Genomic DNA, 16,471 nt, shown 5'->3' on the forward strand with positions numbered 1-16,471 from the left:
TGAACGACTCGTTCAAGACGTCCGGCGACAGGAACGAGTCGTTCAAGACGTCGGGACGGGCCAGGTGCCGTCGTCGGCGACGGCGCCGGCTTCGTCCGTGACCAGGGCGATCCTGCCCGCCTCGGCGAAGTGCAGGTACCGGCGTCTGCCGTCCGGGTACTGGCGCACCATGTCCGCCACCACGATCACCAGCTCGCCGTCCTCGATGGCGTAGTGGTCGTCCGGGGTCAGGACTTCGTGGATGCGCGTGCGGTCGGTGACCAGGGTGCGGGTGCGGCGGCCGGTGTGGTCGTAGCTGTACAGCGCGTTGACGCCGTCGTCGCCGTGGACTCCGCGCAGCCGGCCGAACGCGTCGCGGATTTCGCTCCCCGACGGCGTTTTCGAGGCTTCGGCCGGTGATCCGATCTCGCGCAGCCAGCCGCCCGGGCCGGTGACGACGTGCCGTCCCTCGGCGAAAACCTCGCTGACGCCGTTCGCGTAGTGCACCGCGGTGCGTTCGCCGAGCAGGTCGTAGTGGACGGCGTCGACGAAGCCCGGCACGCTCACCAGCCTGCCGACCTCGTCGTACTGGTGGTGGACGGTCAGCCGCCCGTCGCCGGCGTCGGGGTAGGTGACTTCCGACAGGCGCCCGTCGGCCCGCCGCAGCACGTCCAGCCGGTACTCGACGGCGACGTGCGCCGGACGCCAGCGCGTCTCCGCCGGGTTGCCGAGCGCGTCGTAGCCGAAGAACGTCTCGCCACATTCGTCGGTGACGCGCACCAGGCGCCCGCAGCTGTGCGGCCCGGCGCCGTGCGGCACCGGCAGCCCGCGGTCGTGGTGGGTGAACGTCGTGACCGGCGTGCCGCGCGGGTCGTCGACGAGCACCGCGACCACCCGGGAGGCCGCGTCGTGCACGCGGAACACCGTGTGCCCGTCCGGAGTCCGCGCCTCCACCGGGTTCCCGGCCGCGTCCCGGACGTAGACGACGCCGTCCGCGCCCCGCAGCTCCCGTCCCAGCAGGTCGTGAAGGCCGTGGCGGGCATCCTCGTGGTCCGGCGCGGCGGTGAGCGGGCGGCCGAGGGCGTCGTAGTGGAATTCAGCAGGCGCGGATGGTGGGGTGCCGTCGCGGAAGCCGCGGCTCGTGCGGCACACCAGGCCCCGCGCGCAGTACTCGTGGCGCTCGTCGACGACGTCGCCGAGCAGGTCGGCGTGCCGGCGTTCCAGCAGCCGCCCGGCGCCGTCGCGCAGCTCGGCGGTCACCAGCACCTCCGCCTCGCCCGACACCGCCCGCTGCTCGGTGGTGACCCGCACCGGCCCGCTGTGGTCGTAGCGGTACCGCAGCGTCGGCAGGTCCGCCGAGTCGCCGGGCCGGACGACGGTGGCGGGACGGCCCAGCGGGTCGTGGGTCACCGTCGTCACCGCGCCCGCCGGATCGACCAGCTCGCAGACGGCCGCCGTCCGGACGTCGTACCGCGTGACCGTCACGTTCCCGAGCGGGTCCGTGGCCGCCTCGGGGAAGCAGCGGTCGGCCGAAAACCGCAGCTCGCGGGTGTGGCCGAGCGGGTCGGTCGTCGTCGTGCGCAGCCCGGTGACGGTGTCGAGCCGGCCGTGGAACGTCGTGATCCACCAGCCGTCCTCGCCGGGACGGCGGTGGTAGCCGTGGTGCCGGAAGTCCGGCGGGACCCGGCCGTAGACGGCGGCGACCAGCGCGTCGGTCAGCACCAGCTCCTCCCGCGCGGTGAGGACGCCGTGCGAACCGGCCCTCCCGTCGGGCTCTTCGTCGTACCGGAACACCTGGTCCGACAGCACTTTCCCGGCGCCGTCCACCTCGCGCACCCGCGCGGGCAGGCCCGCGAACCGGTGTTCGGCGTCGGCCGCGTACGTCGTCCGGGTCTCGCGCACGACCGGGGCGCGGCCGGGCCGCTCGATCGTCCGCACCTCCCGCGTCGGGTTCCCGGCGGTGTCGAAGGCCGTGTCGGTCGTGGTGACCGAAACCGGCGTCTCCCGCCGCTCGAACTCCGTCGTCACCGCACGTGTCCACTGTGGACGGCGGATGTGCTCCACCCGGCGGTACGGCCGGCCCGCGGCGGACGAGCCGTCGAGGCCGTAGGTCTCCTCCTTGCTCAGGAGCCCGCCGGCGCCGAACCAGCGCACGGTCCGCAACGTCGGCGCGTACTCGTCCCCGAGCTCGTCCTGGACGACCCGGCCGAACCCGGTGAACGCGCGCGCGTCGTCGAACCGGCCGTCGTGGTAGTCGAACTCGGTCACGCCCACGTGGCCCGTCGCCGGTTCGCGCAGCGAGACGCGCTGGACCACCGGCACCGTTTCGGCGGTCGCGTACTCGATCCCGGTCCGCAGCCCGATGCCGTTGTCGATCTCGCTCAGCCGCCCGGTCCGGGGCAGGTCTTCGAGGGAGTAGTACGGCACCGAACTGTCGGCGTCGAGCAGCAGTACGCCCTGCCCCGCCCGCGCTCGCGCGGCGAGCTGGACCCGCCGGGCCGGCGGCGGGTCCAGGTGGGCGTAGGCCAGCCGCAGCACCGGCGCGGCCGCTTCGGCGCCGTGCGCGTCGAACCCGGTGAGCGCCACCGACGTCAGCAGGGACGCGCCGGTGACGTCGTCGAGGTCGTAGCCGAGGACCCACCGCCGGACGAGCGGCCGCGCGTCCCCCGGCACGCGCAGGTCGATCCGGGTGCAGCGCAGCGCCGTCGTGACGAGGGTGCCGCCGCGACCCCAGCGCAGCACGTCCGGCCGCGCCTCGTACGCGAAGTCCACTTCGTACGGTCCGTAGGACACGCGCGTGAGGTAGGCCTGCCCGCTGTGGTGCGCCCAGTCGAACGCCGCGGTGGTGCCCAGCGCGTCCTCGGTGCGTTCGAGGTACCAGGCGGACCCGTCGCTCGGGGCGAGGAAGTGCCGCTTGCCCGATCGGGTGGTGAGCACGAAGGTGTCGCCGACGCGGGCGAGCCGGCCTTCCGTCCCCGGCCGCGCGCGGCCGCCGGACGGCCGGACGTGCGGCAGCGGCACCGTGAACCCGTCGCCGAACGGGCCGCCGGGCGCGCCGGTCGTGTAGCGCAGCGCGAGCGCGGGGGTGAGGCCGCCAGGGCCCGGCGGCAGGTCGAGCGGCACCGAGAAGCGGCCGCCGCCGGTCGCGGGATCCGGGACGAAAGCCCCGGCGACCGATGTGGGCCGGACCGGCTCAGGCGTACCCGACCGGAGCAGAACCATGGTGATCTCCCCGCGTGGATATGTGACTTCTCCAGGGCCAAGTGGGTGAGGCGGGCGCCCCAGATACGTCTTCACCCGTTTGCCGTCACCGTTACGCGTTCGTGACGTGGGTGTCGTATCCCAGTTGCGGCTCACGGGTCTTTCCCGGGTGCCAGACCTGATCAATGACGGGGGCAGTAGGAGGGTGGACCGGATGGTCGTCAGGTTCGTGCGGGACGAGACCTCGGAAGTGGCCGTGGAGGACGCGAGCACGCTCAACGAGCTCCCGTCCCCGCCCCGGCAGTTGCTCGACCGGCACGGCGCACGCGTGCTCGACCCGGCGACGGCCGTCGTCGCGGCCGGGCAGCCGGTCCCGCGCACGACCGTGTACCGGCCGGGCGTGTTCCTCATTCCCCAGAAGTACCTGCGCGACCAGGAAACCCTGGCCGCGATCAACGGCGTGCTCGCCCGCATCGGTCTCTACTGCGAGCCCGCAGGTCGCGACGGCAAGGAATCCTCCCGCGCGCGGCAGTTCGAAGAGCTCCCGGTCCGTGCGCTGCTGCACGTCCGCGAGGACTCCGACCCCGTCGTCGTCGACTGCTGGAAGGCGCTGCAGCTGCTGCGGGCCGCCGCGTCCGGTGAGCGGCCCGAGGTCGACCCGGACGTCGTCGCGCGGATGTCGCCCGAGCACCTGCTCTTCACCACGCCGGTGTTCGGCGGGGTGCCGTGGGAGACCAGCGGCCTCGGCGGCACGCCGTGGGAGACCAGCGGGTTCGGCGCGGGCAGCTCCTACGGGCGCACGCGCGGCGCCAACCGGATCCCGGTGACGCTCGCCGCGGCCCCGCCCTACCGCAGCCAGAAGCCCGGCCACCGGCGGCCGGTGATCGCCGTGCTGGACACCGGCATCGGCCCGCACCCGTGGTTCGGGCTGGCCGACCGCAGCGGGCCGCCGCCGGCCGGCACGGGGCTCACCGTCGCACCGGACATCCAGGCGGCGATCCTGCAGGCCGAGCTCGCGACCGGGAACACAGTGCACACCCAGCTGCTGACGGACTACTGGGACGCGCCGACGACCGGCCAGCCGCTGATCGGCGACATCGACACCGACACCGGGCACGGCCTGTTCATCGCCGGCATCATCCGGCAGGCGTGCCCCGAGGCCGACACCCTCGCGATCCGCGTCGTGCACAGCGACGGCGTCGCGTACGAGGCCGACGTGCTGCTCGCCCTGCACCTGCTGGCCGACCGCGTCCGCGACGCCCAGGCGAACAACCGGCCGGAGCACATGGTCGACATCGTTTCGCTGTCACTGGGCTACTACGAGGAGAACCCGGCGGACATCGCCTACACCGGCCAGTTCGGCACGGCCATCGCGGAGCTGCTCGGCCTCGGCGTGCTCGTCGTCGCCGCCGCGGGCAACGACGCCACCACCCGCCGCTTCTACCCGGCGGCCTTCGCCGACCAGCCGCTCGGCGGCGGCTGCGGCCCGCGGGTGATCAGCGTCGGCGCGCTCAACCCCGACGTCACCACCAGCAAGGCGCTGTTCTCCAACGAAGGCCCGTGGGTGCGCTGCTGGGCGACCGGCGCGGGTGTCGTCAGCACGTACCCGACCGACGTCCGCGGCACCGCGGCCGCCGACCACGAGGTGCCCGACCACGGCCGCAGCTCGTTCGACCCCGACGACTTCAGCGCCGGGTTCGCGGTCTGGGACGGGACGTCGTTCGCCGCGCCGCTCGCCGCCGCCGAACTCGGCAAGGCCCTGCTGCAGTCCGGTGACCTGGCCACGGTCGACCGCGACACGGTCGTCAAGCGCGCCTGGACCGCGCTGGGCTCATTGTGAACGTGGCCAAGACCGACCACGGCCGCGTCGCGGCCCTGTTCGGCGCCGCGCGGGAGGGCGACCGCGCGGCGCTGGACGAACTGGTCGTCCTGCTCACGCCGCTGCTCTGGCAGGTGGCGCGTGACCAGGGCCTGGACGTCGACCAGGCGGGTGACGTCGTGCAGACGACGTGGCTGCGCCTGCTCGGCTCGTTCGCGGAGATCCGCTCGCCGGTCGCGCTGACCGGCTGGCTGATCACCGTCACCAAGCGGGAAGCCTGGCGGACTGGGGAAAAACGCCAGGCCGAACGGCCGCTGCCGGAGCTTCCGGAGCGGCTCGTCGAATCGTCACCGGCACCCGAGGAGGGGGTGCTGCGCGACGACCAGCGCGCGCGGTTGTGGCGCGCGGTCGACAACCTGCCCGAACGCTGCCGCCGCCTGCTGCGGATCGTGGCGTTCGTGCACCGGCCGGACTACGCCGAAGTCGGCGCCCGGCTGGGGATGCCGAGGGGGAGTATCGGCCCGACCAGGGGACGCTGCCTCGCGCGCCTGCGCGAACAGCTACTCGCCAACGGCGAAGGAGATTGGCTGTGACCACCGTCGAACCACCAGGCGCTGACGAGCCCCTGGACGAGCTCGACTTCCGGCTGCTGGCGGGAGTGCGCGAGCTGTGGGAAGACGCCGACCCGATGCCCGCCACGCTGGTGGACCAGATCCGGTTCGCGATCCAGCTGGAGGACGTCGACCTGGAAGTGATGCGGATCCGCGAACAGGAGGGCCTGGCCACCGCCCGGAGTGCCGCCGAGCAGGGCAGGCTCATCACGTTCGACAGCGAAAGCCTCACCATCATGGTGAACGTGAGCCCCGAGCCCGGCGGGTCGATCCGCCTGGACGGCTGGCTCACCCCGCCGGCCGAGCACCCGATCGAGGTGCGCACCAGGAACGGCACCTTGACGACCACCTCGGACGCGGAGGGGCGGTTCGCTGTCAGCGGCGTCCCGCACGGGATGGTGCAGGTGCTGGTGCGCACGCTCGGGACGTCGAGGACGGTGAGCACGCCGGCCATCGAGCTGTAGCCCGGACCCCTTGGGGAGGCGGGCCGGCCGCCTGCGTCGCGAATGACTCATTGAGGTTTTCTCAGTAGCGTCGATGTCTACCTGCACCCGGCGAGCTCCTGTGGCCGGCGGTAGCCGTGAATCCCGCGGGGCTGCGGGGCTGCGGGTGTCTTGAACGAGTCGTTCAGGACACCCCAAGTCCTGAACGACTCGTTCAAGACATGAGCGGGTCGCAGCCGGCGGAGTGGCCTGCCACGCCGACCCACGCAGCCCGCCAGTGAGAAAACCTCATTCGGGACGTGGGAGGTCGCGAATGAGTCATTCGCGACCTCCCGGACCACGGCCGCAACCCCGCGTGTCCTTCGGGAACTCCCTGACACCACCGGCCCGGAGGTACCATCCGGGACGTCCTTCTCGGCCGAGGGGGACGGCCCCGGCCGGAAGGTCAGCCCTTGGTCGCGTCTCCCAAGGTCGAAGACCGGGTCCGCGACCTGCACCGGCGGGCGGTCGCGGCGACCAACGACGGGCAGCCGGTGGTCGGCGGGCGGCTGATCCGCTCGGCCGCGCGGCTTCTGGGCCTGCCCGCCGGGAAACCCCCGCCGGATTGGCCGTCCTGGCCTGACCTCGCGACGCGCGTGCTCGGGACGTATGCGGCCGTCGAAACGGCGCTGGGCAACAGCGCCCGCGGGCTGGCTTTGCTCGACGAGGCCGAGCTCCTCGTGTCGGACGCCGGGCGCGGGATCCTGCGCCAGCAACGGGGTCTCGTGCTCATCCTGATCGGCCGGATGGACGAAGCGCTCGTGTGCTTCGACGAGGCGATCCCGCTGCTGCGGCAGGCCGGCGAGTTCGTCGTGCTCGCCAGGACGCTGCTCAACCGCGCGATGCTGCACCAGTACGCCGGACGCGTCCGGCTCGCGCTCGCCGACCTCGACCAGTGCGAGCAGATCGGGGCCGGCCAAGCCGAAGAAGAAGGCCTGGCCAGGATCTTCGCCAAGGCCGCCCACGGCCGCGGCCAGGCGCGTGTCCTCACCGGTGACATCCCGGGCGCGCTCAGGGACTTCGACGCGGCGAGCGGGTTCTACGCCGAGCAGAGCGTCGGGATGCTGCCCGTGCTGGCCGTCGACAAGGCACGGGCGCTGCTCGCCGCCGGGCTGCCGCAGGAGGCCGCCGCCGAACTCGACGCGGCGCTCGAGCAGTTCCCGCGGCTGCGGATGAACCAGGAACACGCCGAGGCCGAGCTGACCAGGGCGCTCGCGGCGCTGGCGGGCGGCGAGCCGTCGACCGCGCGGAGCTGGGCGGTGCGGGCCGAACGCCGCTTTCGCCGTCGGGGCAACGAAACCTGGGCGGCGGTGGCGCAGCTGACCGTGCTGCGCGCGGACTTCGCGGCCGGACGGCGGATCGCCCGCGTCGCCGCCGAGGCGACCGCGCTGGCCGATCGGCTCACCGGGCTGGGCCTGCGCAACGACGCGGAAATCGCGGCGCTGCTGGCCGCGCGGGCCCGGATCGTCCTGGGCGACCTGGACGGCGCCCGCGCCGGCATCGCGCCGCGCGACCGCCGGACCGCGCCGCTGGAGAACCGCCTGGTGCGGCGGCTCGCGCTGGCCGAGCTCGGTGCCGCGAGCGGCCACCGGCGCGTCACCTTCGCCAACGCGCGCGCGGGATTGACGCAGCTGCAGCGCCACCGCAGCCGGTTCGGCAGCGTCGACCTGCAGACCGGGACGACGTCACTGGGCAAGGAACTCGCCGACGCCGGTCTGGCCGCGGCCATGGCGCAGCGCTCGCCCGGGGTCGTGTTCCGCTGGCTCGACCGCTCGCGCGCGCAGGCGTTCCGGTTCCGGCCGGTGCGCCCGCCCGCGCACCCGGAGACCGTCGACGCCGTCGCCGAGCTGCGGTACCTGTCGATGCAGATCCGCTCGGGCGAGCTGGCCGGCAAGCCGGACTCCCAGGCCGTGAAGCGCTGTGCCGCGCTGGAACGGGAAATCCGCGCCAAGGGCTGGCAGGCCGAAGGCACCGACGCGGACCACCCCGAGGCGAAGCTCGGCGAGATCGGCGACGAGCTGGCGGACACGGGCAGCGCGATGGTGTGTTTCCTCGCCGACCACGGCGCGTTGTGCGCGCAAGTGATCGCCGATCACCGCGTCGCGCTGGTCGAGCTGGGTCCGGCGGAGGCCGTCGCGGAGCCGGTCGCGCGGCTGCACAGCGACCTCGACGCGTTGTGCGGACGGCAGCTGCCGGCGCGGCTCGACCAGGTCATCCGCCGGTCCGTGCGGACGCAGGTGACCGCGCTCGACGCGATCCTGCTGGCGCCGCTGGCGGACCGGCTCGGCGACCTCGACGTCGTCGTCGTGCCGACCGGCGCGCTTTCGGCGATCCCGTGGGGGCTGCTGCCGACGTTGCACGGCCGCCCGGTGACGGTCACGCCGTCGTCGTCGGCCTGGCTCGACGCGGGCCGCCGTCCCCGCCGGGCCGCCGGCGCGCCCCTGCTCGTCGCGGGCTCGGACCTGCGGCACGCGGAAGCCGAGGTCGCCCTGCTGGCCCCGCTGTACCCGGAGGCCGAGGTGCTGACCGGCCCGGACGCGACGGTCGCGGCGACGCTCAAGGCGTTCGACGGCTGCCGCTTGGCGCACTTCGCCGCGCACGGCCACCACGAGCACGAGAACGTGCTCTTCTCCCGGCTCAACCTGGCCGACGGGCCGCTGATGGCCTACGACGTCCAGCAGCTCGCGACGGCGCCGGAGCAGGTGGTGCTGTCCTCGTGCGACGTCGGCCAGGCAGTGGTCCGTGCCGGCGACGAGGTCCTCGGGTTCACGGCGGCGCTGCTCTACGGCGGGAGCCGCACGGTGGTCTCGAGCGTGGCGCGGGTCGACGACCGCACCGCGGGCGGCGTGATGCTGGCGTTCCACCGGGCCCTGTCGGCGGGCACGCCCCCTGCGCGTGCCTTGGCCGACGCGGCGCGGGCGGAACCGCTGATGCCGTTCGTCTGCTTCGGCCGCAGCTGATTCTTTCGACGTCCCGGGCCCGCCGGGGTTGCTTCCGGGTGATCGACCCCATGGCGGCGCATCCCCGGGGGTGCCCCGGGCATCTTTCCTGGCGAGTTTCGATCATTTCGGCGCAGGGAGGAACGGCATGCTCGGGAAGCGCATTTCGATCGGTGTCACGGCGGTCGCGGGGGTCTTCGCGCTGGCGGCGTGCGGAACCTCCGGCGGAACCGCCGCGGGCTCGCCGGACTCGGGTACCCCGGCCGCTGCCGCCGCCGGCCAGGCCGCCGCTCCCGCCGTCGCCGCTCCCGCCGCGACGAAGACCCCTCGCTGCGCGACGGCGGACCTCTCGGTCTCGCTGGGCAAGCCCGCCGAGAAGAGCGACGCGCCGGGCCAGTTCGAAGTCCCGCTGACCTACAAGAACATCTCGAAGCGCACCTGCGGCCTGTACGGCGTGCCGGGCGTCGACCTGATCGGCCCGGACGACCCGACGTTCGGCCCGGTCTACCACCTGCCGCGGGTGGACAACGGCGTCAAGGACAACGAGGTCACCCCCGGGACGACGGCTTCGGCGACGATCACGGTCCTGAAGCCCGCCGCCGGGGCGAAGGCGTGGACGCCGTCGAAGCTGAAGACCATCCCGGCCGGGCAGACGTCGGCGCTGACCGCGGACTGGCCGGCGAACCTGCCGGTGCTCCGCCAGGACGCGGCGACCCACCCGGGCAGCTGGGTCAACGGCATCCTCGCCGACCCGGCCTGACCCTCCCCGTCACTCGATCGAGTGAAGCATCGGGCCGCGCGTCATTCCTGGCGCGGGGTCCCCTCTTCCTCGGTGCGGCGGTAACCGGCCGGCACGCCCCCCGACTGGCCGGTTACCGCTGCGAGTTTCCTACTCACGGTGGAGCAGCACGACGGAGTCCGTCCCGTCGACGCGCAGGTATCCCGTGTTCTCCAGGTCCGCCAGCGCCGCCGCCTTCGTGGCCAGCGTGGTCGGCCACGACTGTTCCGGGTTCGCGACGACCACCCACTCCGGCCGCAGCGGCGACACGCCGTCGAAGAACAGCACCGTGCAGCGGGACGTCAGGCGCGGGGCCAGCCGGTTGGACGCCATGACCGTCGCGCCGTCCGGGATCCGGGCCAGCACGGCGTCGATGCCGTCCCGCTGCGCGGGCGTCCAGACGCCGCTGGTCAGGTGCGCCACCTGAAGGCCGAACGACCCCAGCCCGAGCACCAGGGCACACGCCGGCAGCCACCGCCCGAGCCGCCGGGCGCCGTGGACGCCGGCGATGAACACGATCGGCATCAGCACCGCGCTGTAGTGGTAACCCATGCCCCAGTAGCGGTCGTTCGCCGAGACCAGCCGCCACAGCAGCGTCGGCACGGCCAGGATCAGCAGCGGCGACCGCAGGGCCGCGAACGCCGTCGGCGCGAGCAGGGCCAGCAGCATGGAAACCTTGACGATCGCCCCGCCGAAGGGGTTGAAGCCGCCGTTGTGCGCGTACGCGCCGGCCGGGTTCAGCGCCGGCAACACGACCAGGAACAGCACGGCGGAAGTGACGACGCCGAAGACGATCACCGTCCAGCCGAGCCGCCGTTGCCGGTTGAGCACGAGCACCACGCCGACGGCGGCGAGCGTCAGCGGCAGGTCCTCCTTGACCAGCACCAGCGGCAGCGCGCACCAGACCGCGGCCCGCCACCGCTCGCGCAGCAGGTGTTCGGTGGCGAAGGCCAGCATGGGGACGGCGAAGCAGACCTCGTGGAAGTCGAAGTTGACCGCGGACAGCAGCCCCCACGACAGCACGTACCCGGCACCGACGACCGCACCCCGTCGCGCACCCAGCAGTTCGACCGCGCACCGCGTCACCGGCACGGCGGAGACCGCGAACAGCAGGGCCTGCGCGACCAGCAGGCAGCCCGGCGACGGCCAGAGCAGGTAGAACGGCGCCAGCAGCGCGAGGATCGGGTGGAAGTGATCGCCGAGCGTCGGGAAGTCCGCGCCGAGCAGGTCCGACACCGGCCACCGCCCGTGCGCGTACGACCGCACCGCCTGCTCGAAGATCCCCAGGTCGAACCCGCTGGAGTCGAAGGTCCGGAGCCGCTGGAGCGACCACGCGGCATATCCGGCGAAGGCGATCGCGGCGACGACGTAGGGGATCGCGCGGGTTTCGCGCGTGCGCGCGGGGGAGGGCGCGAGATCGATCAGCATGGCGGGATGCTCGGGCGGCCACGCTGAACGGAAGCTTAAGCGAGCTGAAGAAGTCTTCAGGCAAGCGGCAGGCGGAGTTCCAGGCGGGCGCCGGACACGCTGTCGGCGATGCTCAGCGTGCCGCCGTGCGTCCGCGCGATCTCCGCGGCGATCGCCAGGCCCAGCCCGGATCCGCCGTCTTCGCGGGCACGGTCGTCGTCGAGCCGCACGAAGCGGTCGAAGACGCGTTCGCGGTCCTCGGCCGGGATGCCGGGGCCGTCGTCCTGGACGCTCAGGACGGCTTGGTCGCCGGACGCGGCGAGCGTGATCGTCACGCGGCTCTTCGCGTGCCGCTCGGCGTTGTCGACGAGGTTGCGCAGGACGCGCTCCAGCCGTCCCGCGTGGCCGGGGACCACCGGCGCGGCCTCGATTCCGACGGTCACTTCGACGCCGTCCCGGGGAAGCCGCGTGGCGGCGTGCCGGGTCACGAGGTCAGCGAGATCGACCGGGTCGTGCCGCGCGTGCTGGTCCGCGTCCAGCTTGCTGAGCAGCAACAGATCGCCGGCCAGCGCCTCCAGCCGCGTCACGTCGAGCACGGCGTTTTCGAAGCTGCGCCGCCAGTCGAGCCGGTCCGGGTGGGCGAGCTGCACCTCGAGCTGGGTGCGCATCGACGCCAGCGGCGTCCGCAGCTCGTGCGACGCGTCCGCGGTGAACTGGCTCTGCCGCCGCACGGACCGGTCGAGCCGCGCGAGCATCTCGTTCATCGTCACGGCGAGTTCGGTGATCTCGTCACCGGAGTCGGGCACCGGGACGCGGCGGCCGAGGTCGGCCGCGCGGACGCCGTCCACCTCGGCCCGGATGGCCCCGACCGCGCGCAGCGACCGCCGCACGGCGAACCAGGCCACCCCGCCGATGAACAGGGCCGCCGCGGGCACGCCACCCCAGAGGATCCGCTGGGCGGTGTCGACGGTCTGGAGGCCGACGGGATCGAGGAACTCGGCCGCGTCGACGAAGTACCGCCGGTCCGCCGTGGGCGAGCCGACGTACACCTGGTCCGTCAAGCCGTAGGGCAGGGCGATGACGCAGTCCGGCGAGAACACCTGGGCGCGGCCCTCGAACGGCACGGACGGGAGGCCGGTCGAGCAGCGGTTCACCTCGTCCCGGCTGATCATGTACCCGCCGCCCTTGTCCAGCTGCTTGGGCACGTCGGCGGGCGCGACACCGGAGTTGAGCAGGGCGAGCACGGCGTAGACCTTGTCGCTCGCCAAGGCCCGCGCGCTGTTCTCGAGGCCGCTTCGCAGGGCTTGGACGAACCAGTACGAACCGAGCCCGAGAAGGAGCGCGGAGGCGAGCGCGGCGAAGAGGGCGACCCGCACCCGGGTCGACCGGGGCAAGAACCGGGCCATCCGCAGAAGATAGATCGGGCCCCTCAGGCCGGCGGCAGCACCCGGTAGGTCAGGTGGGTGGCGTTCGGCGTCTCCGTCACGGCCGCGTGTTCCAGCCGGACGTGGTCGCCCACCGGACCGTCGAACAGCCGGACGCCGGCGCCGAACAGCAGCGGGACCACGTGCAGGCGCAGCTCGTCGACCAGCCCGGCCCGCAGGAACTGCCGCATGGTCGTGCCGCCGCCCATGACGACCACGTTCTCCCCGCCTGCCGCGGCTTTCGCCTGCCGCAGGGCGCTTTCCGGGCCGTCGGTGACGAAAGTGAACGTCGTCGGGCCCTTCACCACCGGCTCGGCCGGCCGGTGCGTGACCACGAAACACGGCTTCTTGAACGTGCCGTCCTCGCCCCACGGGTCGACGCCCATGTCGAACATCGACCGGCCGAGCACGAACGCGCCGGCGCCGTCGAACAGCCGGGCCGCGACCTCCGCGTCGGCCTCCGTGCCCTCGAACATCCACTCGTGCAGCAGATCGCCGTCCCGGCCGAGGCGGTGCTCGGTGCTGGTGTCCGGGCCGGCCACGATGCCGTCCGCCGACATGCTGATCTCCGCGATGACTCTCCCCATGGGGCGTCACCCTGCCAGTGGATCAGGCGGAAGACCAGCCGTCGCCCCATTCGGCGTCCCGGGCCGCCCGGTAGCGCGGGCCCTGCTTCTTCGAAACCGCCACTCCCGGCTTCAGCCCTTCGGAAGCCGTGCAGAGGTCCAGCGCGACCCAGCCCTTGTGCTTCTTCGGGTGCCGGATGATCCGCGCTTCGGGCCGCTCCGGCTCGGTCCGCGAGGCGACGACGTACGCGAACTTCTCGTCCTCGAACCCGAGCGTGCCCGCCTTCAGCCGCCGGTGCAGGCCCGACCGCGGGAGCCGCGCGGCGAAGTGGCACCAGTCCTCGCCGGGCACGATCGGGCACGCGGCGTCGTGCGGGCACGGCGCGACCACGCTCAGGCCCAGCTCGACCAGCTGGGCGCGGGCGGCGCGGATGCGCTCGTACCCCGCGGGAGTGCCCGGCTCGATCAGGGCGACCGTGCCGGCCGCGCCCGCCAGCCAGCGCACGACGTCGGCACGCGTGGCGTCCGGCAGCTCGCCGAGCACGTACGACAGCGTGACGAGGTCGGCCTCCGGCGACGGCGCCGCCGGGTCGACGAACCCGCGTCGCCACTCCGTGTCCCGCACCGCCGCGAGGCCGGCTCCCGCGGCGAGCCGCTTGCCGAGCCCGATCGCGCCGGCGACCTGCTCCAGCACCGTGCACTTCGCCAGCGACGGCCACACGGCCGCGGCCGCCCACACCGCCGCCCCGGTGCCGCCGCCGACGTCGATCTGCGTACGCGGCTCGAAGCCGGGAGCGCGTGAAGCGGCTTCGGCGAGCACAGCGTGTACCGCCGCGTAGGTCGCCGGCATGCGGTAGCCGGCGTACGCGGCGACGTCGGCTTCGGAACTCAGGATCGGCGAAGTCGCCGCGTCACCTTGGCGGTAGCGCGTGCTGAGCCGGTCGACGGACTGCGCCAGCCGGGCCACGGGGTGCCTGGCCAGCTCTTCGTCGAGCGCGGAGGAAAGGTCGTCGGGGAGAACCGCCACGGCCGCTGATTCTCCCCTGTCCGGATTGTCCCCACCGGGGCGACCCTGAGCTGCTAGTTTCCGGCGCGAAAAGTTTTTGGCGGCGGCTGTCGATCCGGCGTGTGGCCGTTCGACGCGTAGGCGAGAGCGAGCGAAAGGAGACCGCTGTGCGGTTCATGGTGATCGTCAAGGCCAACGAGGATTCCGAAGCGGGCAAGGGCCCCAGCGCGGAACTGCTGACCGAGATGGCGAAGTTCAACGAAGAGCTGGTCAAGGCCGGGGTGCTGCTGGCGGGCGAGGGCCTCACGCCGAGCTCGCAGGGCGCGCGGATCGTCTTCTCGAGCACCGAAGAGCCCAAGGTCGTCGACGGCCCGTTCGCCGAGACGAAGGAGCTCGTCGGCGGGTTCTGGATCCTCCAGTGCCGCGACCGCGAGGAGTGCATCGAGTGGATCAAGCGGATGCCCAACCCCGACGGCCAGGCCGGCGTCGTCGAGATCCGGCGCGTCGCGGAGGCGTCGGACTTCGACAACATGACGCCGGAAATCGAAGCGATGGAAGGCCGGCTGCGGGCGCAGTCCGCCGGGGAGGCGTGACGCCGTGCGGTTCCTGGTGATGGTGAAGGCCAACGCCGACTCCGAGGCCGGGATCGGGCCCAGCGCCGAGGAACTGGCCACGATGGCGCGGTTCAACGACCAGCTGCACGCCGAGGGCCGGATCGTGTTCGCCGAAGGGCTCACGCCGAGTTCGGAGGGCGCGCGCGTCCTGTTCGAAGGCCACGCGGAACCGAAGGTCATCGACGGGCCGTTCGCGGAGACGAAGGAGCTGATCGCCGGGGTCTGGCTGCTGAACGGCGAATCGCTGGAAGACGTCGTCGAGGTGATGAAGCGCGCGCCGTGCTTCGACGCGCCGCGCGGGGTGTTGGAGATCCGCCCGATCGACGAGTAGTGGGTTGCACCGCGCCGGATCACCCTGTCTGATGGCCGGGTGACGGTTGCGGACGCCCACAGAACGGTCGAAACGGTCTGGCGGATCGAGGCGCCGCGGCTCATCGCGGGCCTGGCCCGGATGGCCCGCGGCGACGTCGGTCTCGCCGAGGAACTGGCCCAGGACGCCCTGGTCGCGGCGCTGGAGCAGTGGCCGGAGTCCGGCGTGCCGCGCAACCCCGGCGCGTGGCTGATGACCATCGCCAAGCGCCGCGCGGTCGACCAGTTCCGCCGCAACGAGCGGTACGCGGAGAAGCTCGAGGAGGTCGGGCGCGACCAGCAGCTCGGCGAGGGCGTGCTGCCCGACTTCGACGCCGCGCTCGACGACCACATCGAGGACGACGTCCTGCGCCTGCTGTTCGTCGCCTGCCACCCGGTGCTGAACACGCAGGCGCGGGTCGCGCTGACGCTGCGCATGCTCGGCGGCCTGACCACCGACGAGATCGCGCGCGCCTTCCTGGTCCGCGAATCGACGATCGCGCAGCGGATCGTCCGGGCGAAGAAGGCCCTCGCCGCGGCGAAGGTGCCCTTCGAGGTGCCGGAGGGCGAGGAGCGGATCGCGCGGCTGTCGTCCGTGCTCGAAGTGATCTACCTGGTGTTCAACGAGGGTTACTCGGCCACCCGCGGCGACGACTGGATGCGGCCGGCGCTGTGCGAGGAGGCGATGCGGCTCGGCCGCGTGCTCGCCGGGCTGATGCCGGGCGAGCCGGAGGTCCACGGCCTGGTCGCGCTGATGGAGCTCCAGGCGTCCCGCGCGAAGGCCCGCACGGGCCCGAACGGCGAGCCGGTGCTGCTGCTGGACCAGGACCGTTCCCGCTGGGACCGGCTGCTGATCCAGCACGGCCTCGCGGCGCTGGCCCTGTCGGCGCAGCTGGCCGAAGGCGCGTACGGGCCGTACTCCGCCCAGGCGGAGATCGCGGCCTGCCACGCGAGGGCCCGCACGGCCGGCGAGACGGACTGGGCCCGGATCGCGGCGCTCTACGAAGGTCTCGGCAAGCTCCAGCCGTCCCCGGTGATCGAGCTGAACCGCGGGGTCGCGGTGGCGATGGCGTACGGCCCGGCGGCGGGCCTGGAGGTCGTCGACGCGGTCGCGGACGACCCGGCGTTGAAGGAGTACCACCTGCTCCCGAGCGTCCGCGGTGACCTCCTGCAGAAACTGGGCCGGCTGGAGGAGGCCGAGCAGGAGTTCCTGCGGGCGGCGAAGATGACGGAGAACGCCCGCGAGCGCGCGCTGCTGCTGGACCGCGCGACGGCGGTGGGTCGCTAAAACCGCGCC

13 protein-coding genes are annotated in these 16,471 nt (G+C 73.1%); 8 read left to right on the top strand and 5 right to left on the bottom strand.

From position 1 onward, the window contains the following. Positions 1-42 precede the first annotated feature (42 nt). Complete coding sequence (locus AB0G28_RS22930) at positions 43-3,201, bottom strand: SpvB/TcaC N-terminal domain-containing protein (protein ID WP_361092221.1); 3,159 nt, start codon at positions 3,199-3,201, stop codon at positions 43-45. Positions 3,202-3,394: 193 nt separating this feature from the next. Here AB0G28_RS22930 and AB0G28_RS22935 point away from each other — a divergent pair, with 193 nt between their 5' ends. From AB0G28_RS22935 to AB0G28_RS22955, 5 genes are all read left to right on the top strand, one after another. Further along, entirely contained in the window at positions 3,395-5,020 is a 1,626-nt protein-coding gene (locus AB0G28_RS22935; protein WP_361092224.1) for a S8 family serine peptidase, read from the top strand. Between the two features lie 2 nt (positions 5,021-5,022). Further along, entirely contained in the window at positions 5,023-5,592 is a 570-nt protein-coding gene (locus AB0G28_RS22940) for a sigma-70 family RNA polymerase sigma factor (protein WP_361092226.1), read from the top strand. Continuing rightward, the gene (locus AB0G28_RS22945; protein WP_361092229.1) at positions 5,589-6,074 is read left to right on the top strand and encodes a hypothetical protein; all 486 of its coding nucleotides are present in this window, start codon (positions 5,589-5,591) and stop codon (positions 6,072-6,074) included. Before AB0G28_RS22940 ends, AB0G28_RS22945 begins: the two co-directional genes overlap by 4 nt. Positions 6,075-6,505: 431 nt before the next feature. Beyond that, positions 6,506-9,052 (top strand): CHAT domain-containing protein, encoded by a 2,547-nt coding sequence (locus AB0G28_RS22950; protein ID WP_361092232.1) that lies wholly within the window; start codon positions 6,506-6,508, stop codon positions 9,050-9,052. 127 nt (positions 9,053-9,179) lie between these two features. Beyond that, positions 9,180-9,791, top strand: coding sequence for a DUF4232 domain-containing protein (locus AB0G28_RS22955; protein ID WP_361092235.1), 612 nt, complete (start codon positions 9,180-9,182; stop codon positions 9,789-9,791). 129 nt (positions 9,792-9,920) lie between these two features. Here the strand turns inward: AB0G28_RS22955 and AB0G28_RS22960 are convergent, their stop codons facing one another. The 4 genes from AB0G28_RS22960 to AB0G28_RS22975 are packed head-to-tail and all read right to left on the bottom strand — an operon-like array spanning position 9,921 to position 14,233. Beyond that, on the bottom strand, positions 9,921-11,237 hold the full coding sequence (locus AB0G28_RS22960; protein WP_361092238.1) for a DUF2079 domain-containing protein: 1,317 nt from the start codon (positions 11,235-11,237) through the stop codon (positions 9,921-9,923). Between the two features lie 56 nt (positions 11,238-11,293). Continuing rightward, the gene (locus tag AB0G28_RS22965) at positions 11,294-12,622 is read right to left on the bottom strand and encodes a HAMP domain-containing sensor histidine kinase (RefSeq protein ID WP_361092241.1); all 1,329 of its coding nucleotides are present in this window, start codon (positions 12,620-12,622) and stop codon (positions 11,294-11,296) included. Between the two features lie 23 nt (positions 12,623-12,645). Next, positions 12,646-13,227, bottom strand: coding sequence for a dihydrofolate reductase family protein (locus AB0G28_RS22970; protein WP_361092244.1), 582 nt, complete (start codon positions 13,225-13,227; stop codon positions 12,646-12,648). Between the two features lie 22 nt (positions 13,228-13,249). Beyond that, entirely contained in the window at positions 13,250-14,233 is a 984-nt protein-coding gene (locus AB0G28_RS22975; RefSeq protein WP_361092247.1) for a small ribosomal subunit Rsm22 family protein, read from the bottom strand. Between the two features lie 146 nt (positions 14,234-14,379). Here AB0G28_RS22975 and AB0G28_RS22980 point away from each other — a divergent pair, with 146 nt between their 5' ends. The 3 genes from AB0G28_RS22980 to AB0G28_RS22990 are packed head-to-tail and all read left to right on the top strand — an operon-like array spanning position 14,380 to position 16,462. Further along, on the top strand, positions 14,380-14,805 hold the full coding sequence (locus tag AB0G28_RS22980; RefSeq protein WP_361092250.1) for a YciI family protein: 426 nt from the start codon (positions 14,380-14,382) through the stop codon (positions 14,803-14,805). Positions 14,806-14,809: 4 nt separating this feature from the next. Then, positions 14,810-15,157 carry a YciI family protein gene (locus AB0G28_RS22985; protein WP_361092253.1) on the top strand — a complete coding sequence of 116 codons (348 nt, stop codon included), beginning with the start codon at positions 14,810-14,812 and terminating at the stop codon, positions 15,155-15,157. A gap of 39 nt (positions 15,158-15,196) precedes the next feature. Next, the gene (locus AB0G28_RS22990) at positions 15,197-16,462 is read left to right on the top strand and encodes an RNA polymerase sigma factor (protein WP_361092256.1); all 1,266 of its coding nucleotides are present in this window, start codon (positions 15,197-15,199) and stop codon (positions 16,460-16,462) included. The last annotated feature ends 9 nt before the right edge of the window (positions 16,463-16,471 follow it).

The organism is Amycolatopsis sp. NPDC021455 (assembly GCF_040640995.1).
Classification (GTDB): Bacteria; Actinomycetota; Actinomycetes; order Mycobacteriales; family Pseudonocardiaceae; genus Amycolatopsis.